Annotated in this window: 19 protein-coding genes, 1 tRNA gene, 2 pseudogenes and 1 CRISPR repeat array; of the genes and pseudogenes, 12 read left to right on the plus strand and 10 right to left on the minus strand. The window is 42.3% G+C overall.

Features of this window, described 5'->3' with window-relative positions; genetic code table 11:
* Window positions 1-409: 409 nt before the first annotated feature.
* A complete protein-coding gene (locus AACT52_RS07530) occupies window positions 410-2389 on the minus strand; it encodes a DICT sensory domain-containing protein (protein WP_073629958.1) in 1980 nt (659 codons plus the stop codon).
* Window positions 2390-2526: 137 nt separating this feature from the next.
* Entirely contained in the window at window positions 2527-3147 is a 621-nt protein-coding gene (locus AACT52_RS07535) for a pentapeptide repeat-containing protein (RefSeq protein WP_073630187.1), read from the minus strand.
* 374 nt (window positions 3148-3521) lie between these two features.
* Between AACT52_RS07535 and AACT52_RS07540 the strand changes: the two genes are divergently transcribed.
* Window positions 3522-3722: a hypothetical protein gene (locus AACT52_RS07540; protein ID WP_073629960.1), complete on the plus strand. Its 201-nt coding sequence runs from the start codon at window positions 3522-3524 to the stop codon at window positions 3720-3722.
* 110 nt (window positions 3723-3832) lie between these two features.
* On the opposite strand, the gene AACT52_RS07545 is transcribed toward AACT52_RS07540, so the two are convergent.
* The 3 genes from AACT52_RS07545 to AACT52_RS07555 form a co-directional block, all read right to left on the minus strand.
* Window positions 3833-4951, minus strand: coding sequence for an ABC transporter permease (locus AACT52_RS07545; protein WP_073629962.1), 1119 nt, complete (start codon window positions 4949-4951; stop codon window positions 3833-3835).
* 90 nt (window positions 4952-5041) lie between these two features.
* Entirely contained in the window at window positions 5042-5917 is an 876-nt protein-coding gene (locus AACT52_RS07550; RefSeq protein WP_073629964.1) for an Npun_R2479 family HD domain-containing metalloprotein, read from the minus strand.
* Between the two features lie 132 nt (window positions 5918-6049).
* Window positions 6050-6301 (minus strand): hypothetical protein, encoded by a 252-nt coding sequence (locus AACT52_RS07555; RefSeq protein ID WP_143172748.1) that lies wholly within the window; start codon window positions 6299-6301, stop codon window positions 6050-6052.
* A gap of 81 nt (window positions 6302-6382) precedes the next feature.
* Here AACT52_RS07555 and AACT52_RS07560 point away from each other — a divergent pair, with 81 nt between their 5' ends.
* From AACT52_RS07560 to AACT52_RS07570, 3 genes are all read left to right on the plus strand, one after another.
* On the plus strand, window positions 6383-7945 hold the full coding sequence (locus AACT52_RS07560) for an efflux RND transporter periplasmic adaptor subunit (RefSeq protein WP_073629966.1): 1563 nt from the start codon (window positions 6383-6385) through the stop codon (window positions 7943-7945).
* Window positions 7946-8032: 87 nt separating this feature from the next.
* Window positions 8033-11203, plus strand: a complete 3171-nt coding sequence (locus tag AACT52_RS07565) for an efflux RND transporter permease subunit (protein WP_073629968.1) — start codon at window positions 8033-8035, stop codon at window positions 11201-11203.
* A gap of 55 nt (window positions 11204-11258) precedes the next feature.
* Window positions 11259-11330, plus strand: a tRNA-Gly gene (locus AACT52_RS07570).
* 482 nt (window positions 11331-11812) lie between these two features.
* Window positions 11813-12366: a CRISPR direct-repeat array (repeat unit 37 nt; unit sequence CTTTCAACCCACCCCTAGCCGGGATGGTTGTTGAAAC).
* Between the two features lie 497 nt (window positions 12367-12863).
* Here AACT52_RS07570 and cas12k read toward each other — a convergent pair.
* Window positions 12864-14936, minus strand: a complete 2073-nt coding sequence (gene cas12k, locus AACT52_RS07575) for a type V CRISPR-associated protein Cas12k (protein ID WP_073629970.1) — start codon at window positions 14934-14936, stop codon at window positions 12864-12866.
* A gap of 162 nt (window positions 14937-15098) precedes the next feature.
* Between cas12k and AACT52_RS07580 the strand changes: the two genes are divergently transcribed.
* The 4 genes from AACT52_RS07580 (at window position 15099) to AACT52_RS07595 (ending at window position 19725) form a co-directional block, all read left to right on the plus strand.
* Window positions 15099-15272 carry a hypothetical protein gene (locus AACT52_RS07580; protein ID WP_198940883.1) on the plus strand — a complete coding sequence of 58 codons (174 nt, stop codon included), beginning with the start codon at window positions 15099-15101 and terminating at the stop codon, window positions 15270-15272.
* Window positions 15273-15539: 267 nt separating this feature from the next.
* Window positions 15540-17054, plus strand: a complete 1515-nt coding sequence (locus AACT52_RS07585) for a class I SAM-dependent DNA methyltransferase (RefSeq protein WP_073629972.1) — start codon at window positions 15540-15542, stop codon at window positions 17052-17054.
* Window positions 17051-18310: a restriction endonuclease subunit S gene (locus tag AACT52_RS07590; protein WP_073629974.1), complete on the plus strand. Its 1260-nt coding sequence runs from the start codon at window positions 17051-17053 to the stop codon at window positions 18308-18310. The genes AACT52_RS07585 and AACT52_RS07590 overlap by 4 nt, the downstream gene beginning before the upstream one ends.
* The gene (locus AACT52_RS07595) at window positions 18307-19725 is read left to right on the plus strand and encodes an ATP-binding protein (protein WP_073629976.1); all 1419 of its coding nucleotides are present in this window, start codon (window positions 18307-18309) and stop codon (window positions 19723-19725) included. The genes AACT52_RS07590 and AACT52_RS07595 overlap by 4 nt, the downstream gene beginning before the upstream one ends.
* 444 nt (window positions 19726-20169) lie before the next feature.
* Here the strand turns inward: AACT52_RS07595 and AACT52_RS41255 are convergent, their stop codons facing one another.
* Complete coding sequence (locus AACT52_RS41255; RefSeq protein ID WP_198940884.1) at window positions 20170-20346, minus strand: hypothetical protein; 177 nt, start codon at window positions 20344-20346, stop codon at window positions 20170-20172.
* Here AACT52_RS41255 and AACT52_RS07600 point away from each other — a divergent pair.
* The 4 genes and pseudogenes from AACT52_RS07600 to AACT52_RS07615 form a co-directional block, all read left to right on the plus strand.
* Window positions 20321-20470 (plus strand): annotated as a pseudogene (locus AACT52_RS07600) (zinc ribbon domain-containing protein); the annotation flags it as partial. The gene AACT52_RS41255 and the pseudogene AACT52_RS07600 overlap by 26 nt on opposite strands.
* Window positions 20471-20661: 191 nt before the next feature.
* Entirely contained in the window at window positions 20662-22287 is a 1626-nt protein-coding gene (locus tag AACT52_RS07605) for a patatin-like phospholipase family protein (RefSeq protein ID WP_073629980.1), read from the plus strand.
* Between the two features lie 16 nt (window positions 22288-22303).
* On the plus strand, window positions 22304-23188 hold the full coding sequence (locus AACT52_RS07610) for a hypothetical protein (protein WP_073629982.1): 885 nt from the start codon (window positions 22304-22306) through the stop codon (window positions 23186-23188).
* A 246-nt stretch (window positions 23189-23434) separates the two neighbouring features.
* Window positions 23435-24823, plus strand: a pseudogene (locus tag AACT52_RS07615) (IS701 family transposase).
* Window positions 24824-24844: 21 nt separating this feature from the next.
* Here the strand turns inward: AACT52_RS07615 and AACT52_RS07620 are convergent.
* From AACT52_RS07620 to AACT52_RS07630, 3 genes are all read right to left on the minus strand, one after another.
* Window positions 24845-25609 (minus strand): transposase, encoded by a 765-nt coding sequence (locus tag AACT52_RS07620; RefSeq protein WP_073629984.1) that lies wholly within the window; start codon window positions 25607-25609, stop codon window positions 24845-24847.
* Window positions 25610-25702: 93 nt separating this feature from the next.
* Complete coding sequence (locus AACT52_RS07625; RefSeq protein ID WP_233153867.1) at window positions 25703-25855, minus strand: hypothetical protein; 153 nt, start codon at window positions 25853-25855, stop codon at window positions 25703-25705.
* On the minus strand, window positions 25848-25991 hold the full coding sequence (locus AACT52_RS07630) for a hypothetical protein (protein ID WP_233153868.1): 144 nt from the start codon (window positions 25989-25991) through the stop codon (window positions 25848-25850). The genes AACT52_RS07625 and AACT52_RS07630 overlap by 8 nt, the downstream gene beginning before the upstream one ends.
* Window positions 25992-26059 lie beyond the last annotated feature (68 nt).

Below are 26059 nucleotides of genomic sequence, written 5' to 3' on the forward strand. Positions count from 1 at the left end.
GCTGTGGCGACGATAGTTGGCGGGTAGCTGCCTGTGACAATAGCTCGGTGCCAGGACTATTTTTAAAAGCAAAAAGCCCTCCAATAGACGTCTGGGGGGCTTTTGGTTTGCAATAAAGGCTAACAAATATTTTATTTAAAATTCTTTATTTAAAATTCAAAGACTTGTATATTTTTTAGGTAATAAAATCAGAACAAAAAAATCCCAAGAGGATTACCGCCTAAGTCAATAAGGGGACTGTTTTGGGAACGACCAGTAATCCTCTGAGACCAGCTTAACACCCATCAAGAAGTTAACTGTTTTTGTTTTGCGCACACTTCTACCGCAAGAAGGATGTAAATGTAACATTTCAATGTATGCTTGAATACGTTGTCAGCATAAAACCAGTGTAATGAATCTTGCGGATGATCTAAGCGGGTCGAGGTGCGATGGGCAGCGTAAAGTGAAACTCACTACCCTGATTTTTGCCACCAGAAACAGCCCAAATCTTTCCCCCTAGTCTTTGAATAATTTGACGACAAATTGCTAAACCCAATCCAGTACCACCAATGGTACGTTGCAAGAATCCTTCTTCTTGATAGAACAGTTCAAAGATAGCTTCTAGCTGACTTGGCTCTATTCCTCGACCTGTATCTGCAATAACCACTTCTAACATTTGAGTATTGTGCTGACCTTGGAAATTCACAACTTCAATACATTCCACATCTAGAACTTGGGCACGAATTGTCACTGTTCCCTCGGGATTGGTGAACTTGCAGGCGTTGTCCAAAAGTTTCATTAAGACTTCTATGACTCCTTCCCCATCGGCTTGAACCAAAGGTAAGTCAGAAGCCAATTCTAAAATAATCTGGGGTAAACTCTTGGGTGATTGATTTTTTTTGAAGCTACTGAGAACGAGATCTAAACTTGCCTGGAGTGAGATAGGTTCAAGTTGCCAGTTGACCCAACCACCCTCTAACCGAGAAAGAGTGAGAAAATCTTGAATCAGCTGACGCATACGCTCTGAATCAGCCAGAGCAGTTTGCAGCATTGACTGCTGGAATTGTAGCGGCATGTCTGGTTCGGTAGCTAAACTTTCCAAGCAAACTTGGATTGTAGACAAGGGAGTCCGTAATTCATGCCCTACAATGGCAATGAGATTACTTTGGGTACGCTCTAAAGCTGCCAGTTGACGGTTAAGAGTTTCCAGGTTGTTGTATGCTTGAGCTTGTATCAGGGCGACTCCGACTTGGGTGGCGATCGCTTCTACTAATGCTTTGTCCGAATCACTCCAAACTAATGGTTCAACCCCACAGTGATGCAGTTCCAAAATTCCCAACCAGCTTTCTTGATAGCGAATAGGAACCACAAGGCAAGACCGAATCATAAAGCGCTGAAGTTGAGCGCTTAACTTAGGATACCCCCGAATACCCAAATCTTGTGTCGTGTCAGCAATGGCAACAGCTCTATCCTCAGCCAAAGCCACTTGAAACAGCTCATGCTTTGCTAAAGACCAAATTTCTCCCTTTAAAGAAGGTAGACCATCAGTTACTGCTTCATACTCAATAGGCGCTGGTTGGTCAATTGCATTATAGCGGTAAAGCAGACACCGGCAAGGACTAAAAACCTCACCCAGTTCCGTCACCGTAATTTGGAAAATCTCTTCTGGGTTGAGAGAGTGGCGGATAGCGGTACTAATGGTATTGATGAGGCGCTCTTGGCGCTCCTTTTTAGTAATGGTACGGTAAGCCTTGAGCTGCTTGTATTGACTGGATTGCAAATAGGTCACCAGTCGGTCGGTAAACAATCTGGCATCAATTTCCAGTACGCGTTCAGATGCGGTTTGATTCGAGCTGATCTGAGTTAAACCATAACGTTGCCGCGCTATTTCTACTTTATCAGCCAGTTCCGGTCGATCACTTAGAATCCGCTCCAGTAAAAGTCGGGCTGCATGAGTACTAACTTCACGCTCAAATGTCCAAATTCCTTTAAACTGTCTTGCCTGGTCTAAGGATGCTGCGTCTACTGGGGAAGCGTATTCTTGGCAGACTATGCAAGCGCTATACTGTTGTCCAATAATAATGAGATGCCACTCTTGGGCTAGACTGTCGTTGGGGTCAAAAGGAACTGTAACATAAGGGTCTGAAATGGCGGCAAAGTTAGATTCTGGTGCAGCTAAGATATATACCTGATCTGTCCGTTGGGCAATTCGCTGATAGCGACGGCTCTCCTGACGATAAAAACGCTCCTGCTGAAAATTGGCGATGACTAGCGGCTTATCTGTCCCTACCAGTACCAAGTCTTCCATTGCGTGAGATAGCGCTGTCAAGGAAGCTTTGAAATAAACTTGACAACGTAAATGTGGTGAAAGCTGGAGGACATCGTGCAATAGGGAATTTAAAGTTTTCATCACTAGTAAACTATGGAGTCCCGTTTTGTTGCCAATTTCCAGTCAAAACGGAGGAGGCGCTCTTAGAGTTTACTCCCCAAAAAATGATACCCCGTAAATTCATTAATGGATGAATAATACCACTGTCCAGGGTGGTGTTAGTTTGCCCTACTTGAAAGTGATTCAGGTAAGTTTGCGCCGATTAAGTTTGCTTCACCCAGATCCACACCATCCAAATTGATGCTGCTTAAGTCGGCATAACATAGGTCGGTTCTTGACAAAATGGCTTTCGTGAAGTTTACTTTATACAAGTCTGCCTTACTCAGTTTTGTACCCGTCAGGTTTGCCCTGCTTAGGTTCGCTCCTGCCAAGTTAGCACCACTAAGGTCAGCATAGCGCAAGTCCGCACCTTCTAGATTTGTGTTGCCCAGGTCAGCGTAGCGTAAATCAGCTAACCGTAAGTCTGCCTTAGCTAGAGTAGCATTGTGCAAGTCCACTTTAAAAAGACTTGCTCGGATCAAATTTGCTTTACTCAAGTTTGCCCAAATCATAAAGGCTTCGCTTAAGTCGGCTCTCCATAGGTTTGCTTCCGCCAAAGTCGCTTCACTCAAATTTGCTCCTCGCAAATTCGCCCCTGATAGAGTCGCTCCAGTTAGATCCGACCGACTTAGGTTGATTCCAGCTAAACAGGTTTCGCTCAGGTGCGCTTGTCGCAAGCTCACTTGCAAAAAATCCCTGTTACCCACCCCGTAGTGTCTTATCAATTCATTAGCATCCATGATACAGACTGCAAAGATTGAAACTTCATAACCTGGATTTGACTGGAGAACCATAGTAAGCAATTCAAAATTGAAAATACCCTGCCTTAAGCCGCTCCGCCTCTACAAAATTCACACATAGGGAAAGCCAGCTCCCGCAACCATCCTGCCAGGATGCTGCCTGCAAATTTAATGTGCATGACTCCTATATGGCGATGACTGCATAGTTGTTGAGATGCCTCTATTGTCTTTGGTGTAGTACATGAGGGTGTTTGATTTTAAGATTTACATTAATAAATGTAACAAAATATTAAGACTATTCAAGGTATCTTAACGATTTTATAATTAGTTTTACCTTGAGAAATTATAAATAATACTTATATGAGCAATGGCTTATGAGAGTGGGTAAAAAAATTGGCGATTGGCTCTCGGGATGCCCCTTGGGCGATGGCGCAGAGCGCCCGCCTCTTCGAGGCGATCGCTCCTTTGGAGAAAAACTTTTTGGTTTACTCAATGTCGGTCACGCAAATCCTTTGGGTTTATTCGGAACAACAGGTTGGTATGCTTACTCAAATTTCTCGTTATTTGCTATGTAAAAAATTCTGGTTCAATCGTTGTAAAAACTAACGTTGTAAAAACTAAAACCCATCCCCACAAGCGGGGATGAGTTGTGTATCCGTTACATCCGTTACAAATCGGTTGCCACCTATCTCTGCAAACTACGCGGATCTAAAGCATCCCTTAACCCGTCACCCAGTAAGTTGAAAGCCAACACTGTAAGAATAATCAACACAGCGGGAGGCCAAATTAGCCAAGGTTGCAACACCAAAATTGAAGCGTTCGTTGCCAAAGACAACATATTACCCCACGAGGGGTCTGGTTGTTGAATTCCCAACCCGATGAGACTGAGTACCGCCTCTGCCGCAATAAAGCTAGGAACGGCAAGCGTAGCAGAGATAATGATATAAGTGGCGGTTTGCGGTAATACGTGACGCACGATGATATAAAGTGGATTAGCACCCATTGCTTTTGCCGCTTGGACATATTCTCTTTCTTTAAGAGATAGTACTTGTCCGCGAATCACTCGTGCTAATCCTGCCCAACTGATAAACGAAGTAATCACGACTATCAGCAAAAAGCGTTGGGTACTGGATAATCCTGGCGGTAATACTGCGCCTAAGGTAACCAAAAGATAAATACTGGGAAAAGTCATCAGCACTTCGGCTAGGCGCATGATAACACTGTCAGTCCATCCACCGAAATACCCAGAAATTCCCCCAATCAACATCCCCAAGGGAAAGGTGAGTGCAACTCCGATAATACCGATAAATAGACTGATGCGACCGCCATGCAGCAGGCGACTAAGTTGATCCCGACCTTGGTCATCTGTACCTAAAAGGTTATACTTTGCGTCACCGGCAGCACCAAACAAATGTATATTTAACGGGATACCACCAAATATTTCTACCTCATCCCATTTTGGGGGTAGAGGTAAACTCGTCTGCAACAGACGATACTCTGGTCCAGTGACAAATAGCCTGAGGGGAGAGGGCTTTTTGAAGTCTACAATAATTTGGCGATCGCCCGTTTTTAAATCTGTGTCTCCCTGAGTTGTTGGATAAATATGAGGACCAATAAACTGTCCTGATTGTTGAGAAACCCAATAAACACGAGTTGGTGGCAATAGAGAACCATTTGGTTGTGAGACGTAAGGGTTGTAAGGGGCAACAAAGTCCGCTGCAATAACTGCCACATAGAAAACCAACAGTAAAATTGCCCCAAATCTTGCCAAAGGATTTTTCTTGAGTCGATGCCACCAATTCATAGGAGTGATAACTTATAAGTTATAAATTATGGATTTTAAATTATGAATTATGAAACTTTCTAATTATTCATAATTCATAATTCTTAATTTTTAAGCACGAAGTTTTTCAAGGAGATATAGGGGTTCTTCCTGAGGTTTTTCGTGTTCTACGACAAATACATTCGAGTAGAGATTAGCAATGATTTGCTTTCCCTGCTGTGTTAGGGAAAGGTAGCGCAATGCATCTTTGATATAAGGATAAACGACATTCCAGTAGAACTTGGCATAGTTTTTGCGTAAGTCGGCAGGGGTTTGATAACCCAACACCTTATTCATTCCAGTTTCTTCAAACTCGTAGAACAAAGAAGTAATTTTCTTTAAGTAACGCGGATCACTCAGTTGTCCAATCAAATCAGCAGCACGCACTAACCCTGCAAAATTATTTGTATCTTGATGGTCTTCTGCGGCTGGTACTGGAAACCGGGTCAACTCAATATTGCTCTTAATTGCCTGTGAATCTATCAACTTGTGACCACCAAAACGCTCATCAATGAACAGTTTGGCTCTGTCTACATGATATGGTGTGAGACTGGCATCAGAAGCTCCAGGAGGAAGAGGAATCATTTTTCCATCTTTACCAGTGGCATACAAACCTTCGTCCTCTCGGTCTTGTCGGCAAACTCCTTTAACATAACCAATATCATGACACACCAAGGAGATCATAAAATGCAACCAGTCTTCACTGGAAACACCTCCTTCACGGATATGTTTGCCGCGTAAAATTTCTTGTCCAACCAGCGTGACTAAGATAGAGTGTTCTACATTATGATACAGGGCGTCACTATTAGCAATGTTTTCCAAAGCCATATTGCCCGCCCAAGCTATGATATCTTGGTAATCGTTTTTTAAGCAGCCGTAGGTGCGCCGATAGCCTTCGCGAATTTGAGCTACAAACGCATCAATTAAGATTTCAGTGGCATTAAACATACTAGTGACTCAGTTGTATACCAAATTATTTATTATTGGTTTATCTCAAAGAAAGCATAATCTGATGGCTGTTGGGGAATTTAGAACAATGCAGATAATTCCTTGTAGCTGCTTATAATGTAAACATAGGTGCTAGCAGTATGTGTAAGCGGCATATAGCAAATCTTTACGATAGCACAACATGAGCCGTGCCTCGTGACTAGCACACAGCCCCAAACCACCACAAGAGTAGAAGTTGAGGAAAAAACGAGTTTTTTTTCCCATACTCGACGGCAGTTGCCATAAGTCAGATAATTCCGAAGCGCGCACTGCTTCCTCTACCTTGGAAAAATGGTGACGATAGTCATGGGTATATTTGGGGAATAATGCAACAAAATGCGTCATATTTAATATACAGTAATCAATTGTAAACTTTCTTAAGCATAACTGCCTATCGGTGGTAGGGCAGAAAGTGGAGGCACAACTGTGGGTGAGGAAAGTTTTTCAGAACTAGAGGTGGAAGAACCAGTGGCGTTTGAAGACGCTAATTGGCAGAAAAAAAAAGCGTATAGAAGGCGACGTTCATGGCTGGTACCACTGGTAGTAGGTACTGGCTTGGGAGTTGTCATCGCCTTAGGGGGAATGCGTGTACTGAGTCAGCGTGCACCTGGGAATACAACAGTATCTGAAAATAAATCAGCAGCACAAAAAGTTGCGCCAACGATGACAGTCACCGTCGCCCCGGCAGAAACGACTCGTGTTGCTCGAAGTCTCAGCGTTACGGGGACAGTTGCAGCACGTGATTTAACTCCAGTTTTGCCTCAAGCGAACGGCTTGCAAATCAAAAAAATTCTCGTGAATGTAGGAGATGTTGTCAAAGCAGGTCAAGTGATCGCAGTGCTGGATGATTCCCTACTGCAAGACCAAATTAGACAAGCAAAAGCGGATGTGGAAGCAAAGCAGGCAGATGTTGCTTCAAAGCAGGCGGACTTGGCATCAAAGCAGGCAGGTGTGACATCAAGTCAGGCAGGTGTGACATCAAATCAGGCGATCGTCCAGCAAAAATTAGCAGACTTGGCTCAAGCTAAGGCAAAATTACGAGATGCCGAAATCAATTTCAAGCGCGATCAAGAACTGGCAGATCAAGGGGTGATTAGCCGTCGGGTGTTGGATACTGCTTCCACAAATTTGGCAACAGCAACAGAAGGGGTGCGCCTTGCTGAGGCAAATATCAAAAGCGCTGAAGCCAATGTCAGTAGTGCAAGAGCGAATATTGGTAGTGCCGAAGCAAGTGTCAAGATTGCCGAAGCGAATATCAACAGTGCCCAAGCAAGCGTCAAAAGTAGTGCCGCCAAGGTAGAACAACTGAAAACTCAGTTAGGACAAACAATAGTTCGCGCCCCAGTTTCAGGTGTTGTGGCGGAGAAACTAGCAAGAGTGGGAGATGTGACCGGTGTACCACCGCAAACACAGATAGCAACTGTGGTTGGTGGAACACAAAAGCTATTTTCGATTATTCAAGATGGGAAGTTGGAATTGCAAGCCCTCGTTCCCGAAGTTCAACTACCACAGGTGAAAATTGGCGCTGGAGTCCAAATTAGTTCTGATGCTGATAGCCGCGTGCGCTTGCAGGGGCAAGTCAGAGAAATAGAACCTGTGGTGAATCAGCAAAGACGTGAAGCGACGGTAAAAATTGATTTACCGCAGACCAACTTGTTCAAACCAGGAATGTTTGCCCGTGCTGCGATTACCACCGTAACGACAAAAAGCTTGGCGGTTCCCCAAAAAGCTGTGCAGCCTCAACCAGATGGGAGTGCAATTGTATTCATGCTATCGGGTGTAGACGCGCAAAGCACCGGTTCCCGCCGGGAAGACACAGTTCGCGCCCAGAAAGTAGAAGTAGGAGAAATCCTTGTTGGTGGCAGGGTGGAAATCAAAAATGGTTTGAAATTAGGCGATCGCGTGGTCGTTGACGGTGCTGGATATATCAAAGATGGCGACAAAGTGCGAGTCGTTAATAGTCAACAGCCAATAGTCAACAGCCAATAGTCAACACTTTTGACTCTATAGCTCATGTACAGACGCTTCAAACAGCACGTCTCTACAACTGATAACTGATAACTGATAACTAGTTCCATGTCCTTCAATATTTCAGCTTGGTCGATAAAAAAACCTGTTCCAACGATAGTTATATTCTTAATTTTGACGGTAGTGGGTTGGTTTTCCTTCACTTCCTTAGGGATTGATACCAACCCAAATATTGATGTCCCTACAGTATCGGTTACAGTAACACAACCGGGAGCAGGTCCTGCGGAACTCGAATTCCAAGTAACGAAAAAAATTGAAGATGCCGTTGCTGGATTGGGTAATATCGACGAATTGCGATCAACAGTTGCCGATGGCTATTCTACGACCACGATAAATTTTGTTTTGGGGACAAACACGGATCGCGCCACCAACGACGTTCGTAACGCTGTGGCGCAAATTCGCCAAAACCTCCCTCAAGACATCAACGACCCGATAGTCAAGCGCGTGGAATTTTCCGGGGGTGCAATTATGACCTACGCGGTGAGATCCAACAAGCGTTCGGTAGAAGAATTGAGTAACCTGGTTGACCAAACCATTAGCCGCGCTTTGTTGGCTGTTCGGGGAGTGGCACAAGTTAAGCGAGTGGGTGGAGTTGACCGGGAAATTCGCATAAACCTTGCGAGCGATCGCTTGCAGTCTTTGGGCATCACCGCCACTCAGGTGAACGACCAAATCCGCGCTCTTAACATTAACCTACCAGGCGGACGTGCTGAAGTTGGCGGTAGCGAACAAACGATCCGCACCCTTGGCAGCGCCTCTAATGTGAATCTTCTAAAAACCTACGAAATCGTTCTGCCAAATGGTGGTTCCGTCCCCTTGTCCAGCCTAGGAACGATAGAGGATAGCTATGGCGAAGTGAGACAAACCGCACGTTTAAACAACCAACCTGTCGTGGCGTTCCAGGTGTTGCGTAGCACTGGCAGCGTTTTGGTGACAGTGGAACAAGGAGTGAAGGAAGCGGCAGCACAACTGCAAAAAACACTCCCCCCAGATGTAAAACTGGAATTAATTTTTACCAGAGCAACTTTCGTGGAGGACTCTTACGAAAGCACAATTGATGAATTGATCCAAGCATCACTGCTAGCGGTGATAGTCATTTTGGTGTTTTTACGAGACTGGCGAGCAACATTGATTACAGCGGTAGCCCTGCCGTTGTCAATCATTCCCACCTTTGCAGTGCAGCAAGCGCTCGGTTACACCCTCAACAATATGACTTTGTTGGGATTAGCACTAGCGGTGGGTAACTTGGTGGATGATGCGGTCGTGGAAATTGAAAACATGGAACGGCACATGGCAATGGGTAAATCAGCTTGGGAAGCTTCTTTTGACTCGTCTGACGAAGTGGGTCTAGCAGTGATAGCAAGTTCGGCAACAATTATTGCCGTGTTTCTGCCTGTTGCCTTTATGGGCGGTGTTCCCGGTCAATTTTTCCAACCTTTTGGAGTCACCGTTGCCGTTTCCACGATTTTCTCAACCTTCGTAGCCCGGATGGTGACGCCGATGATGGGGGCGTATCTGCTTAAGGATAAGGAAAAGCACCAGGGGGAGCAGGGGGAGCAGGGGAGCAAGAAAGCAGTAAGAAAACTGTTCAATCTAAAATCCAAAATCCAAAATCCAAAATCGTCGCGGCGGCGCTTTCAACCTTATAAATCCCTGCTGAAATGGGCGATCAGCCACAGGTTGACAACCATCGGTATTGCGATCGCTTTCTTCATTGCCAGTTTGACGCTGGTTCCGTTAATCCCTAAGGGATTAGTTGATGGTGGCGATATTGGAATTTCCTTCATTACTGTAGAATTACCTCCGGGTTCCACCATAGAAGATACCAACAAGGTTGTGTCGCAAGTGACCAACCTCGTGCGGCAAAACCCGAATGTGATCAGCGTGCTGGCTACAGAACAGGTAAATGCTGCTAGTCTCACCGCCAAACTTAAGCCTAAAAAAGAACGGAAAATTTCTCAAAAGGAGTTTGAGCAGCAAGTGCGTCCGCAGTTCCAGGAAATTGCGGGAGCGAAAATTAGTTTTGAAAGTGCGGGAGCAGTTGGCGGTCTTAAAGATTTAACAATACTTCTGCGGAGTGAAAATCCGGAAGCGTTGAATCAAGCGGCGGCTGCAGTAGAAAGGCAGATGCGGACGATACCTGGATTGGTGGAAGTGTCTTCTAGTGCGAGTTTGGTAAAACCAGAGATTGTGGTGGTACCCGATCCGCAGCGAGCAGCAGATTTGGCAGTGACAGTGGAATCAATTGCCCGTACTGCCTCTCTGGCAACCATAGGAGACAACGATGCGAATTTGGCGAAGTTTAATTTGAGCGATCGCCAAATCCCCATTCGCGTGCAAATTGACCCGAAAGCGCGTGAGGACATCAACACGATCAAAAATCTCCAAGTTCCCACTCAAAATGGCAGCTTGGTTCCCCTCCTAGCAGTTGCAGATATCCGCTTTGGCAGCGGTCCTGCGACCATTAACCGCTACGATCGCTCTCGTCAAGTTTCCCTAGAAGCGAATTTGCAAGGCATTTCCTTGGGAGATGCACTCAAAGCAGTCAATCAGCTACCAGCCATGCAAAACTTGCCGCCTGGAGTCAGACTGCAAAACTCTGGTGATGCCAAGATTATGTCTGACATCTTTGGTCGCTTTGGTGGCGCACTCGGGCTAGCACTCATGTGTATCTATGCCATTCTCGTCCTGTTGTATAACAACTTCTTGCATCCCTTGACAATTATGGCGGCTTTGCCCTTCTGTTTGGGTGGCGCACTGGTAGCGTTGATGGTTGCCCAAAAAGCTTTAGGAATATATGCCCTGATTGGTATCGTCCTGTTGATGGGCATTGTGACGAAAAACTCGATTCTCTTGGTGGATTATGCAATTATTAACCTGCAGGAAGGGAAAACCCAACGTCATGCGCTTCTAGAAGCTGGGTTGTCCCGTTTGCGCCCGATTATGATGACTTCTCTAGCAACGATCGCGGGTATCGTTCCCCTTGCCTTGGGAATTGGTGCCGGTGCCGAAGTCCGCCAGCCAATGGGTATTGCAATCCTGGGAGGTTTCACAACTTCTACCCTCCTGACCCTTGTAGTCGTGCCGGTGTTGTTCTCTTACGTTGACGACTTTCAATGCTGGATTCTAGATGTCGCGAAATACGGCTTTGGCAAGAAACAACGGCGCAAAATTGCTGAAGAAAATCGAGTGGTGAGGAATCTGCCACCGACTGGTTGAAATGGGCAAATCGTGTTATAATGGGGGTTAGCTTTATTGAGGCTAACATCCATTTGCGGGTGTAATTCAGTGGTAGAATGTCACCTTCCCAAGGTGAACGTCGTGGGTTCGAGTCCCATCGCCCGCTTTCAAATGTAGAGCGACAAATTATTTGACCGTGGCGACAAATTATTTGTCAAAAGTGGTAAAGCGACAAATTATTTGTCTTATAGTCATTTAATGTAGCCGACTCTTATTGAGTATTGTACAGTGACAAATTATTTGTCAGTGTTACTTGAATGTCAGTAGATCACAAACTTTTCCCCGAGCTTAATCCCTAAAAAATAAACTCGTATAGTCAAGTAATCTAGGATACTTTAGAGCGACAAACAATTTGTCATTTGTTTGAACGACTAATTGTTTGTCACTCTTGCTTTTTTATAACTGGTAGAATCTTTTCTTTGCAAAAAAATAGCGATTAATTTCAACCTTCCATTAGCCAGCATAGCTTTTGACACTCTTCTAGTATTGGGAAGGTGACATTCCTTTCAACCCTCACAAGCAAACTTGACCCGGGATAGTTGTTGAAACCTTGCTGCATACAGCAGTAACAGATTTGCTCTTCCCGTCGTTTAAACCCACCCCTAGCCGGGATGGTCGTTGAACCTGGATTATTTTCACAGCATCATTGCATTCAATCTGCTTTCAACCCACCCCTAGCCGGGATGGTTGTTGAAACGTTCGAGTCCTCTGGCTCCTCGATGACAATTTCCTCTTTCAACCCACCCCTAGCCGGGATGGTTGTTGAAACTTGTGACAATGCGCCTTGTCAGTTCTGCTCAGCAGAACTTTCAACCCACCCCTAGCCGGGATGGTTGTTGAAACGTAACTTTCCGGCGTCTCAAGACGTAATTATTAAGAACTTTCAACCCACCCCTAGCCGGGATGGTTGTTGAAACCGATCGCTTCTTTTCTTATCGAAAGTATTGTGATCCCCTTTCAACCCACCCCTAGCCGGGATGGTTGTTGAAACCTTTTATAGAGCCTGGATGTAGAGCAGCAGATTCTTCTCTTTCAACCCACCCCTAGCCGGGATGGTTGTTGAAACTTGTTATGGTCGAGATTATTCTAGTAGTTTTTTTTGCAACTTTCAACCCACCCCTAGCCGGGATGGTTGTTGAAACTCTGCCCGTCTAGACCCTTGTTACTGAAGCTTTTCGCATACAAATTTGACAATGCTGCTAAAAAGCTTCTTCAATCTAATTTGAAAAAACTAAATCAATTGACACCTTAGTTTATGAAACTAATATAGAACAAGGGTTTTAAGATTTTGGCAAGGACTCCAGGGATTTCGCCCCCGCTTCGCTTTGCCAAAAAAAATATTTGGGAGGGTTCCCCCGACGAAGGGGGTGATTCAGTAGCCACCACTGTGGTAATCCACACCGTTATGAATAACGACTATGGCTAAAAGCCTTACTCCTTATTGCTGGGAGCGCACCTATCCCATCTATAGAATTCTACAGATGGCAGCATCAGAAGCGGGCAGCTACCAGGGTCAGAAAGCATGACAGTCTGACAACTGCCAAACTAACCCAGATTTTTCACAGTACAGAGGCTCGAAAGAGCATGAACTGCGGCGCTGTTATAACAATATTATATTTTCAAGGTTCAGATTAGTGAATTAAACTAAAGCGGCTTGACGTTCTTGGTAAGCAAAGACGGCTAAATCTCGTGCTTTTTCTTCTGGACTACCTCTGATTGGCTGTGTCCCAATTTCAGTAGAGATTCCGACTTTTGCAGCTTGGGATTTGATACTCTCAATTAATCGTCCATAACTCCAGCGATGAACGCTCAGACGATATTCTTTGGCGTATTTTTGTTGAGCTTCCTTGTAACCAGGACATTTCTTCTCTGCTCTGGATTGGATTTCACTGGTGATTTGCTCACGCATATCGCGGAGTTTTGGGATAACTATGCTGCCTGCTTGATAGGTTTTGGCGATCGCAATAATTGCATCAGCTAATAATCTATCTACATATTGACCTAATTCAGATTCACCAAAAGAATTGGGTGCATTTCGTTTCTGAGCTTTGTGCCGTTCGTGAGATAGGCGTTGCTGTTGTTGTCGCTGACGATTTAGTAGATTGTAGTTTTTTCCAAGTAGTTGTTTAGTGCTGCGATATGCCAAAACTTTCTTGTTGGCAACATCTACCACAGCTACCGTTGCAGGTTTATCCAGCCCAAAGCTGACACCGACAATAATATTGGGTTTACCTTTATATATAGGTTTGCTGGGACGATTTGGAAAGAGGTTGTTAAGTTTCTGTCTATGAGATAACACTTTTTGTTTTGGCTTTCCTTTTTGTTCGCTCTCTCTAATTTCAGTTTCAGCTTGATTAATTTTCTCAATACGAACGAGTTCTGTTTCCTCTTCTGTCCATAAGCGTGTCTCTATAGAGCATTGAAGAATCAAGCGGTTAACCTTCCAAGGTGCGCCTGTACCTTTTCTTTTTTGCCAGAGTAGACGTGCAGAACGAAGAAAAAATAAGCTAGAAGAATAGGTTTCTTCATTATCATGCCAAACTTGCCAATCCTGGCATAAGCGTTGAAAATAATGACGCTGGCGAGAATCACAACAAATATAAAATTCAGGATTAATGATATTTTTCCTCAAGCCATTAAACTTAACGAAAATACGACCTGCTTTGTTTTTCAGATTCAACCAATTCACATCTCTTTTAGGTAAGCATCCCCTTTGGAAATAAAGATATTTAATGAAACTGTATGAACCGGATTTTATTAACTGCTTTAAAAAATATATCTGCCAAACTAAGATTACCTTTTTCTTAATGTCATCATCATTAGAATGTATTAACCAATCTAAGTCTGTATTGCTTTCATAATCAACCGGATACGGTATATCGCTAGTTACTTTTAACAGACTAGCTTGCCAAGATTTTGCCTCCAATTGATCCACGGGAACTTGATTAGTTGCCTCTTTTAAAGCTGTTAACCATTTTTCTCCTGTTAAATCTCTACCTTTGGGTTTTCGACTTTTGAGTTGCTTTCTTAACCGTTCAATTTCTATTTCTTTCCGACGCCGACGTTTAACATATTCCTCTGGGTCTTCATCAATCTCACTAACCTGACAATTATTTTTGAGTAAATATGCAAGAGCACATTGAGACAGACAGTCTTTAGTTTTATCGTAAATCTTAAATAATGCGTTGAAAAGTGTAGACTCTTCCTCTTCTTTTTTATTTTTTTTAGTCTTATTGCCTTTTTTTTTAAATTGCTGATTTCTATTCTCAGTGAAATTGGCAACAAATGAAGTCAAAATTTCGTTAGCTTTGTTGCGAATAATATCCAAATTGCACTGGCTTTCTTGCTGTAATTCTATATCGCTCTTCAACATCTTGAGCCAACGTTCTTTTCCTTCTATTTTGCGTTGTCGTTCCTGTTGTAAGGCAAACCAAGATTTGTATATTTCTTTAACTAAAGTAACTGCTGATGTGTAAAAACGACCTGGTTGACCAGCAAAAGGCTCTTGAGTTATGAGAGATTTTTTTATCGTGTCGATAGCTTCTTCAGGTACTTCACCTTTTTTTAGCCATTTCTCGAAGTTCGGATGTTGTCCTACTTGTTCTAATAATTCATTAATGAGTGGCGTATTTTTCTCAGCCATCAGTTCCCACAGTTGACGGAGGGTGTTTTCTTCAGCAACCAAGCGACATTGAATTGTAATAACGCTCATGGTGTCCTCAGCTTTGTGGATTCTGTGAAACTGACAGGCTTGTTGATTGTTTTTTTACTTCTCTTATTATAGCGCAATGCCGCAATAGCGCAATGACGCAAATGTTCTTTTGCTGAGAGGCTGTGCAAAAATGAAAGCCGCAAGCTTTGGCTTCAAATTAGGATGGCAGAAGAAACTAGAGAAGTGCGGGGGAGACTCCCTAAAGACTTAAAAATCGCGTTTGAAATTGCTTGTGCGCGTCTGGAAGTGACGCAAACTGCGGCTTTGGAGGAGGCGATTAGAGATTGGTTGCAAAAAAAAGATTCCCCTACTGGTGGAAAGTCGCAAGGGAGTTAAAGGGTTATGGTTAAAATTGCTGAATTTCTTGTATAATGTACGTCCTGAAACTTTTGGAACACTGATTTCTCAGCCTTTGGGAGAAATCCGGGTTTACAGCTACATGAATCGGGAAATTTAATTTAGATTTGGGAATCTTAAATTGGAGTAACTATGTACGGTCTTTTGACCGTGATTTAGCACTCAACGAATCTCACGCTCATTTCACGCCGTAGGTGCAAGATGTGAGCCAAGCCATTAATATTAAAAATGCCACAGTAAAGCTAAATGTTTGAGCAAACTTTTAAAAATATTGATGATGTTCTCTGGAAGGAGGCGGGTTGTACTACAGAGTTAGATTACACGGAGCAAACCTCTTGGCTGCTGTTTCTGAAGTATTTGGATGATTTGGAGCAGGAAAGGGCGCTAGAGGCGGAATTGATCGGCAAGCCCTATGAATTTATTATTGATGAGGCGCATCGGTGGTCATCTTGGGCGGCTCCAAAAAACGCGGATGGGACGTTGGATCATGATAATGCGCTGATTGGCGATGATTTGATAGATTATGTCAACCGCAAGCTATTCCCATATTTACAAGGTTTCAAGCAACGGGCTACTAGTCCAGACACAATAGAATACAAGATTGGGGAAATTTTTAGCGAGATTAAGAACAGGTTCCAAAGCGGCTACAGCTTGCGGGATGCGCTGGAATATATTGATGAGCTACGGTTTAGATCGCAACAGGAGAAACACGAGCTATCGCATCTCTATGAAGCGAAAATCAAAAATATGGGGAATGCGGGGCGCAATGGGGGTGAGTATTACACGCCGCGTCCGCTGATTCGCGCCATGATTCAGGTGGTGAAGCCCAAGATTGGCGATCGCATTTATGATGGGGCTTGCGGTTCGGCGGGGTTCTTGTGCGAGAGTTACGAATATTTACGTCGGGGTAATCTCACGACAAAAGAGCTTGAGACACTTCAGAAAGATACATTTACGGGTAAGGAAAAGAAAAGTTTGGCGTATGTGATTGCCATCATGAATATGATTTTGCATGGCATTGATGCGCCAAATATTATCCACACCAACACGCTGACGGAAAATCTCAGTGATATTCAGGACAAGAATCGCTTTGATATAATCTTGGCTAATCCGCCATTTGGGGGAAAGGAACGCAAGGAAGTACAGCAGAATTTCCCGATTAAGACTGGGGAAACAGCGTTTCTGTTTTTGCAGCATTTCATCAAAATCCTGAAGATGGGCGGTAGGGCTGCGGTGGTCATCAAAAATACTTTCCTGTCAAATTCGGATAATGCTTCGCGGGCTTTGCGTCAAGAGCTTTTGAGTAGTTGCAATTTGCACACGATTTTGGATTGTCCGAGTGGGACATTTATCGGGGCGGGGGTGAAAACGGTGGTGCTGTTTTTTGACAAAGGAAAGCCCTTTGACTTCGTTCAGGGAACGCCTTTATTTTCTCAGGGAAAACCTTTAACTCAGGGGATGGCAACTCAGAAAATTTGGTATTACCAACTTGATCCGGGGCGGAATATGGGTAAAACCAATTCGCTGAATGATGAGGATTTGCGGGAGTTTGTGGAGTTACAGGCTACATTTGCGGAAACAGAAAAATCTTGGCTGGTGGATATTGCTGATGTGGATCGGGAGACGTTCGATTTGTCGGTGAAGAATCCAAATAAGGCAGAGGAATCGGCGTTGCGGGAACCGCAGGAAATTTTGGATGAAATTGCAGCACTGGATGCGGAGAGTGCAGAGATTTTGGCTGGCATTGGGGGGATGTTATGAGGGAAGGTTGGCGGACTAGTTCTTTTGAAGAAGTCGTTAAATTTATTGATTACAGAGGTAAAACACCCCAGAAGACAGAAGCCGGATTGCGTTTAATCACAGCCAAAAACGTAAAAATGGGGTATCTACAACGCAATCCAATGGAGTTTGTAGATCCGGAAATATATGATACATGGATGACAAGAGGAATTCCGAATAAAGGTGATGTTTTATTTACTACAGAAGCTCCACTAGGTAATGCGGCTCAACTTGATACAGATGAAAAGGTTGTTTTTGCCCAACGAATCATAGTAATGCAGCCTAATCGAGAAGTCCTTGATTCAACATTTCTCAAATATATGCTTCTCTCAGATTTGATGCAGGAGCGAATCCATGAGCAAGGAACTGGGGCAACTGTAAAAGGAATTAAGTCTCAATTATTGAAAAAAATTCAGATATCTTTCCCTAAATCCCTTCTTGAACAACAGCGGATTGTGGTAATTTTGGATGAGGCGTTTGAGGGGATTGATAGAGCGATCGCAAACACCGAAAAAAACCTCGCCAACTCCCGTGAACTCTTTGAAAGCTATCTAAACGCCATCTTCACCCAGAAAGGCGACGGGTGGAAAGAGAAGAAGTTAGGTGAAATTGGTGGCAAAGTTTTTACGGGACCATTTGGCTCACTTTTACATAAATCTGACTATGTTTCTAATGGGATTCCGATAGTCAATCCAGCAAATATTGAAAATGATAAAATCATTCCAAATTTCAACAAGACTGTTAGTCAAGATATAGTTAAACGACTGCAAGCGTACATCTTAAAACAAAATGATGTCGTAGTAGGTAGAAGAGGGGAGATTGGAAGATGTGCAGTTGTAAGAGAAGAACAAGCTGGATGGCTTTGTGGAAGTGGTTCTTTCTTTATCAAACCATTTGAAAATGTTGATTCAGTATTTCTTGCTCATTTGCTTAGGTCAGCTGTATACAGAAACAAGCTAGAGAGCCTTTCTACTGGAGCAACAATGCAAAATTTAAGTAATCAGTCACTTTCGGATCTTGTTATTGCTATGCCGTCCTTAGATGAGCAGAATCGAATAACAAACAAAATTGATGATTTAAGAACTGAAACTCAACAACTCGAAACCATCTACCGCCAAAAAATCGCCGCCCTCAACGAACTCAAACAATCCATCCTGCAAAAAGCATTCACTGGCGAACTCACCGCAGACACCGCGAACCAAACAACAAAAGCTGCTCAAGAAGTAAACGCTGCATGATTACCCTTGAAAACCTTGAAAAATGGCTCAATGCACCCGCAGAAACAGAACAGCTAGAATTCAAAGAAGCCAAACAACAGTTTGATTCGACTAAGCTGCTGAAATATTGCGTAGCGCTGGCGAATGAAGGAGGTGGTTATATTGTTTTGGGTGTTACTAATAAGCGACCTCGCCAAGTAGTAGGTTCGCTAGCTTGGTCAACAGCAGAAACTCTGAACAGTATTAAGGCGAGAATAGTTAATGAACTCGGATTTCGGGTAGAAGTTACAGAATTACAACATCCAAATGGTCGAGTGCTAGTTTTTGAAGCGCCTCCCCGTCCCGTAGGTCGTGCATTGGACTATGAGGGAGCCTACCTGATGAGAGTCGGCGAAGAACTGCGACCAATGACTCCTGATATGCTGAAGCGGATTTTTGCTGAAGACCAACAAGATTGGTTTTCCCAACCTGCCCGATGTAACGCTAGCCCTGACGATGTAATCGCCCTCCTAGATACCCAAACCTACTTTGAACTGCTAAAAATCCCCTATCCGACTAGCCGTGATGCTGTCCTAGAACGATTACAGAGCCAAGATTTAATCAAACAGACAGCACAGGGTTGGACAATCAGCAACTTAACCGCCATCCTTTTGGCGAAAAAACTGAATGCCTTTTCCCCTGCATTGGCTCGTAAAGCACCCCGTGTCGTTGTCTATGAAGGTATCAATAAGCTACAAACTCGTGATGACAAGACAGGCAACCGAGGATATGCTGTTGGCTTTGACGGATTAGTGGGTTTTGTCCACTCAGCAGCACCGCAAAATCGCTTTATCGAGGAAGTTGTGCGGGAAGAAGTAAAGATGTTCCCAAAACAGGCTTTACGAGAACTTATTGCTAATGCTTTGGTGCATCAGGATTTTCTAGCAACAGGTACTTCAGTGATGATCGAGATGTATAGCGATCGCATTGAGATATCTAATCCCGGCATCCCGCCCATTAAGGTAGAGCGATTTATTGATGAAAATCGCTCCCGTAACGAACAACTCGCAGACATAATGCGACGTTTCGGTATATGTGAAGAAAAAGGCAGTGGCATTGACAAAGTTGTAAGCGCAGCAGAGATGTTTCAACTACCCGCACCAGATTTTCGAGTAGGTGACACCCGCACGACAGCAGTACTGTTTGCCCATCAAGATTTTGCAGATATGAGCAAAACAGACCGAATTCGAGCCTGCTACCAACATTGCTGTCTGCTGTATGTCAGCAATAAACGAATGTCTAATCAAACCTTACGGGAGCGGTTCCGTCTAAGTGACTCGCAAGTAGCAACCGTTTCTCTGATTATAGGAGCTACCAAAGAAGCTGGCTTGATCAAGGCTGACGAATCCGAATCAACCTCTACCCGCTATGCTCGCTACCTTCCTTTTTGGGCGTAAAAGTGTTTTAACGCAAATCGAGATGAGTCACTCCCAAATCCTGAAACCCTGTCAAAACCAACAAAAAAGTGTTTTAACGCAAATCGAGATGAGTCACTCCCAAATCTTGAAACCCTCTCAAAACCAACAAAAAAGTGTTTTAACGCAAATCGAGATGAGTCACTCCCAAATCCTGAAACCCTGTCAAAACCAACAAAAAAGTGTTTTAACGCAAATCGAGATGAGTCACTCTCAAAGCCTGAAACCCTTTGAGAATAAGCTAAAAAGTGTTTTAACGCAAACCGATGCAGGCGAAATATGAACGAAGTTGACCCCTTCGAGGAACAGATTTGCGGTCACGGTACGGGTAAGTCAGACAGTTGCTTGGTTTTGGAAGATGATGGAGGAAATCACAAACTAGTGAGCTTGTCCTAAGACACCATTATCATAGACAAATCTAGTCACTCATTGACAATTGTCATTATCTTCAATGAACTCATCGATAAGATTTCTTAGCCGTTCCTGCCAATTAGGGATGGTTTTTAGCTTATCTTTCACACCTTCACGCACTCTCACGCAAAGAGGGGACTTATCGAAAGGCTCTTCATTAAAAGGAAAAACTTGTAGTAATTGCGGCACCAAAAAAGAATCCCTGTTGTTAAGTGAACGTTTTTATTCATGTGAACATTGCGGGCACGTGATGGACAGGGACTTGAATGCCGCAATCAATCTATCGCGTCTGGCTTACGGCGTGAATGCTTTCTGAGGGATAACCGCTCCCATGCTCCCTATGAAGAAAGAAGTAAATGTCTAGACTTGTCTAGGTTTTATGTAGCAGACATAATTGGTGTGACACTACAGGATGCGGAATGTAGGGTATTGTTTTTTTAGCTGGAAAATCTCATACTCATCTTGTATTAGAAATACTTTTAAGACAATACGTGCGGGGACTTCTCTATGCCTATGGAAGCTTACGCTATATTAGACGGTGGCGGGGTTAAGGGTGCTGCGCTGGTAGGATGTCTTCAGGCGGCAAAAGAGCAGGGCATTAAGTTTATAGGCTATGGCGGTACATCCGCTGGAAGTATTGTAGCTTTACTTGCTAGTGTCGGATATTCCCCACAACAAATCAAAGAGATAATGATTGAGGAAATTAATTTTAATGATTTTTTGGATGGTACTGACAATGACTTAAATCGTCTCAAAAAAATTCCTCAAGGATTTATCACTTCTTTTTTTAAAACTCTCTTTTTATTGCAAAATAAAGATTTAATTGACAAGCTTAATAAAAAATTAGGACTATGCAATGCCAAAACACTTACTGATTTTGTTTTAGAAAAAATTAAAAATAGCCCAATTTTTCAAGAGAAAACTAGTAACAATTCTGAATTAAGACAAAAAATCCAAAACGCAACAGACATCACTTTTCAAGAACTCAAAGATTTAGGATGTTCTCCTCTCAAAGTTATTGCTTCGGATATTAAAAACCATAAAGCTGTAATATACCCAGGAGATGAAGAAAAAGAAGCTTTAAATTATTCTGTTATTAAAGCAGTACGGGCGTCGATGTGTTTCCCGTTTGTTTTTATTCCAGTTAGACCAGAAAATGGCAGTGTTTTGGTAGATGGTGGGTTAAGTAGCAACTTGCCAATATTCCTCTTTCAGAAAGAGAGGTCTATTAATCACAAACCAGTAATAGCATTTGATTTGTGTGACGAGGAAGATAACATCCCTGCTCAGACTAACAATACGCAAGAATATCAACTAGGTGAATTGCTCGGAGATATGCTGGCAACAGCGCTAGAGTCAAGCGATGCCTTACTAAGGCAGGTGATAGATAATATTTATCACGTACGCATTCCTTTACCAAAAGATATAAATACACTTGACTTTTCAATTGATAAAGAGAAAAGAAAACGACTTTTTGATAGAGGACATAGTGTTACTTCGAGCTTCATAGGAACTAATTTATTGGCATGGAAACGAGCCAATAATACGGTAGAACGGCTGCAAGCCCTATATGCTCCTCCTCGTTTGGTTCAACCTATACTAAAAACAGTTGTGAGAGAACTGGAAGAAAGCCAAACTCTCAGTGATTGTCGTTCCTATATTATGTTGCCAACTGACGAAGGTAAATTGGCTACTGTATATCAATACCGTATGGATGACGATCCAGATATTGATTGGGAAATAGAAAAAAATAATGGAGGAGCTTGGTCGGAGACTTGGAATTTTAATCGAAAACCTGCTCTTCAAAATCTTGAAGTTCTTAGAGAAAACATTTTTAAATATAACATCACCAAAGCTCAAGCCAACAAAATACCAAAGGATAAAAAGACTACAGTTGTTGTTCCCATATTTAACTGGAAAATAATTACAGAACTTACAGATAAGCAATATAAAAAGTTTCTAAATTCTGATTTTCAAAATTTCCAAGACATTATTGACAAATATGATCTGATTGGAATTCTGTGTATAGATACTACCACCCCTACTCAGGATATACTTAATTCATCAAATTTACTTAATGTTTATCGCAGTATAATGGTAGAAGCTAGTATTCTATCAGGAATATTAAGATAGAGGATTAGATTAGATTATGATAGACCCAAGCGGAATTAAACCAAAGAATGACAAGTTGATAGTCAAAGAGGTAAAGCCTGGTGTATATACCATCGAAAATGCCTATGAAGGCGTTCACGAAGATTTCACCACCTCTAATTTTGATGTTGTAGAATCGTCTACTGTAGAAGAACAGTCTGATTCTAAAGAGAGGTTAGTTAAGGTTCTACTAAGTAAGGATGTTCTCTTGGAGGCGATACTCAATCGAACCCCATTGGTTGAATCAGCTCAAGTGTGGTTCAAAAGTGAATTAATAAACAGGAGTGTCTCAAAAGGGGTTGTAGAAACGTACCTTCTTAAAACTAGCGTAGACGTTATCTTGTTCATTCTTAGCTCAAAAAATGAGCAAAAAGCAAAAGAGTTTGTCTCCTATTTTATAAGCGAATATAACGTTTGCCAAACAACATATGACGATATTGAAAACAAAATACCTTTAGAACTTTTATATCAAGAAAAAAATAGTATATCAGAAATATTAAGATCATATGAGAAAGAGTATGCGAAGAAAAATGGTTACTATTATGTAACCCTAGAACCTCTATTACCTCTATTATCTGTAAATAATGATATTAGTAAGGTAATAACACCGCAGATGCTTGCAGATAGTTTGGTAATTGTAGAAGCTAGTTATGAGGATATGTCCAACAATGCAGCGCCACAAGCATTACGGGGGGTAGTTGAAAAAACAAGATTGATAACTCAGCGAAGAGAAGCACTTCGACAAATACTAGACGATAAACTAAAGGATCAACCTCAAACAATCGTTCAATTGTCCCTCGAACCACCCCCTGTGTCCCTCCCACTCGACGTCGATGTGTCCCGAGTACTCCAACGTTTACAGTTGTTGAAACAATTAAAGTAAAAACAACAATTAATCAACATCTAAATTAATGACAAATTGACTAATAATAACACATAAGCACTACTGCCTTTTATAAAGATTTGTTCTCTGAAATACTCTGAACGAATTCATAGGCATTTGGTGCATCATTTCTCATACCTGGCACCGTCCTGAACAAATAACTTCATGGCTATCCCTCTTCTGTCACTTTCCGGGTATTCTGAATAAAAGAATCAAAAGAAAAAACTCTGGAAGGTAAGCAGAGCAATGGATGTAGAATTACAAATCCTAAAACATTTGGCAATCTTATGCTCACCCAACAGTTGCCATCATAGATAAATATTGTGCAGAGTATAAAGACCTATTTAAAGAAGTAAGGAATTATGAGTGCTTCAAATATTTACACATGGGGATAATATCAACGATAAAACGAAAATCGTTACCAGAGATAGCGAAGGTAGTAAGTATAAATTCTGCACAATCATTACACCATTTTTTAGCAAATTCAGATTGGTCAGTAAATAAGTTAAAACAACGAAGATTAAATAAGTTGAAGAAACAATTAGATGGTCGGGCAATTACATTAGTAATAGATGAAACAGGAGACAGGAAAAAAGGTAAAAAGACTGATTATGTAGCAAGACTTTATTTAGGAAGCGTGGGAAAAGTAGATAATGGAATAGTTTCAGTCAATGCTTATGGAGTTTACGCTAACATAACTTTTCCATTAATCGTCAAAGTATTTAAACCAAAAGGAACACTAAAGGAGTCAAATAAATATAAAACTAAAATAGAGTTAGCATCAGAGATAATTACAGAATTAATGGAATCAGGGTTCAATATTGAATTAGTACTGGCTGATAGTTTATATGGTGAAAGTAGCCAATTTATTAGAAAAATATCTGAATATAACTTAGGTTATGTGGTATCGATTTCGTTGTAATCATGGAGTCTGGTTACCAGCAGGGCAAAGCGTTAGGGCGAATAAGTGGTGTAAATTTGAGAGAACATTTAGGAATCAAAAATCAGAGACAAGATATATTAGGGAAATAATTTATGGAAAAAAAAGAGCCATAACTTACTGGGAAATAACTACTGACCCAGAAACCATGCCAGAAAATTCTACAACATTCGTGATGACAAATCTGCAAGGTAATCTCAAGAAAACTGTAGGTGACTTATATGGATTAAGAACCTGGGTAGAATATGGTTTTCGCTACTTGTAAACAGGAACTAGGCTGGACAGATTACCGTTTCACTAATTTTCAACATATTGAGAGGTGGTGAGCCAGCGCGTTGCGGGGGTTCCCCCCGTTGTAGCGACTGGCGAACCCGAAGGGTGGGAGATTATTTTTTGTGTTTACACTGCGGTTTAGTTTAAATTCTCCAGTCTTCTTAAGCTTAAATCAATCTCGTCAACTTGAGATTGAGGCACAAGAAAATAGTGATACTGATTTTTCTAATCATCCACAATGGAACCATGAATGGGGATGGAAAAATACTTTAAATAACCTGCGTCTCATTATCCAACCACTCTTACTATTTTGGTTGATTTATCCCTGGCTAAATATTTTCAAAAATTCACATTTATTGCTGGGATTCAATAATTTAATTGCTGCAATGAATCAATTTAAACCCGGTTTTGCTTCTGGATAATTTAACTCCTGAACTACTTGCTTATTCCGGAAAGTGACAGAAGAGGGATATTTTCGGGTCATAACAATTAGCTAGTACAAACTTTTCTGCAACCGCCTGAACTTCTGTTGTTAATGGCTCCCATTCTGCCCAAGGTAATTTCATCTGCCCTGGTGATGTCTTTTTCTTCTTCCCCTTCACCACCTTGGATAACAACTTACTTCCCCAATGATAGCTTTTGTCTTGTTTTGGCTGTGGTCGATATCTCTTACAAAAACCACGATATTTAGAAGCGCATTCTTCTAACGATTTTCCTAAAGATAAAAATGCTGGATGCCACTCAGTTAGCCCATCATCAGTTAACCTATCGTGAGTTCCATAGTTACTAAAGTCATAGAAAAACCCCTGCTGCATTCCCGATGCTTTAGGGTTGGCATGAATGTATCGCAGCGTGTTTAATGCTCTTTTATAATCATTTTTTTCAAAGCCACTGCTGTGATATCTTTTCTCCCAAAAATGACCAGTGCGATTTAGCATTTGATTAAAACACATAGCGGTATACCAGTTTACCCAGTGCATGATTTTGGGAAGGTCTTCTGGTGTAGCTGGTTCAATCAAGTAGTGAATGTGATTTGACATTATGCACAGCGCATAAAGTTTAAATTGAAATTTATTGATAGCTTTTTTAATAGCGTAGAGAAACACTTCCCGGCATTCATGACGGCTTAATTTAAACTCGCGATTATTGTAACGAGAGGTGATGTGATAGCAAAAATTGGATTGAAAGTTACGTTTAGGACGGGGCATTGAGGGTTTTGATTTACTTGCGTCTTTTACCAACACGAGCTGCTAATTTATTAGTTAACTCCAGTTGGTACTGATTCTTGTTGTCCTCATAAACTAGAATTGTTCTGGGGTCGGCGTGACGGCTAAGATGTTGTACTTTCCCGTAATCACCTTCCGCCAAATTAAAAGCATCGGTAATACCTGAATGCCTAATTTATGGGGTGTCATCCGCTTTTTGATGCTAGCTAGTTCGTAGGTTTTACGCACAATAGCATAAATGCCGTCGCCGTCGCTGATGTCCGTCGTTTGTGTGGAAGTCTAGCGCAATAAACAACGGGTCACTAGGTTTGAGGTTGGTACGGCAACTTAACCAGTCAGCGATCGCGATTCGGGGCAGTGGCAAAGCCAATCGCCTAAGTGGAAAGTTTTACCTTCCTTTTCATCCTTCTTTCATATCTTGCCTTTTTTGTC

It is taken from the genome of Scytonema sp. HK-05, assembly GCF_963872035.1.
Classification (GTDB): domain Bacteria; phylum Cyanobacteriota; class Cyanobacteriia; order Cyanobacteriales; family Nostocaceae; genus Kalymmatonema.

Coding starts and splice junctions, on each gene's coding strand:
- AACT52_RS07530 (WP_073629958.1), bottom strand. CDS start 2,389: ATGAAAACTTTAAATTCCCTATTGCACGATGTCCTCCAGCTTTCACCA.
- AACT52_RS07535 (WP_073630187.1), bottom strand. CDS start 3,147: ATGGATGCTAATGAATTGATAAGACACTACGGGGTGGGTAACAGGGAT.
- AACT52_RS07540 (WP_073629960.1), top strand. CDS start 3,522: ATGAGAGTGGGTAAAAAAATTGGCGATTGGCTCTCGGGATGCCCCTTG.
- AACT52_RS07545 (WP_073629962.1), bottom strand. CDS start 4,951: ATGAATTGGTGGCATCGACTCAAGAAAAATCCTTTGGCAAGATTTGGG.
- AACT52_RS07550 (WP_073629964.1), bottom strand. CDS start 5,917: ATGTTTAATGCCACTGAAATCTTAATTGATGCGTTTGTAGCTCAAATT.
- AACT52_RS07555 (WP_143172748.1), bottom strand. CDS start 6,301: ATGACGCATTTTGTTGCATTATTCCCCAAATATACCCATGACTATCGT.
- AACT52_RS07565 (WP_073629968.1), top strand. CDS start 8,033: ATGTCCTTCAATATTTCAGCTTGGTCGATAAAAAAACCTGTTCCAACG.
- cas12k (WP_073629970.1), bottom strand. CDS start 14,936: ATGAGCGTTATTACAATTCAATGTCGCTTGGTTGCTGAAGAAAACACC.
- AACT52_RS07580 (WP_198940883.1), top strand. CDS start 15,099: ATGGCAGAAGAAACTAGAGAAGTGCGGGGGAGACTCCCTAAAGACTTA.
- AACT52_RS07585 (WP_073629972.1), top strand. CDS start 15,540: ATGTTTGAGCAAACTTTTAAAAATATTGATGATGTTCTCTGGAAGGAG.
- AACT52_RS07590 (WP_073629974.1), top strand. CDS start 17,051: ATGAGGGAAGGTTGGCGGACTAGTTCTTTTGAAGAAGTCGTTAAATTT.
- AACT52_RS07595 (WP_073629976.1), top strand. CDS start 18,307: ATGATTACCCTTGAAAACCTTGAAAAATGGCTCAATGCACCCGCAGAA.
- AACT52_RS07605 (WP_073629980.1), top strand. CDS start 20,662: ATGCCTATGGAAGCTTACGCTATATTAGACGGTGGCGGGGTTAAGGGT.
- AACT52_RS07610 (WP_073629982.1), top strand. CDS start 22,304: ATGATAGACCCAAGCGGAATTAAACCAAAGAATGACAAGTTGATAGTC.
- AACT52_RS07620 (WP_073629984.1), bottom strand. CDS start 25,609: ATGCCCCGTCCTAAACGTAACTTTCAATCCAATTTTTGCTATCACATC.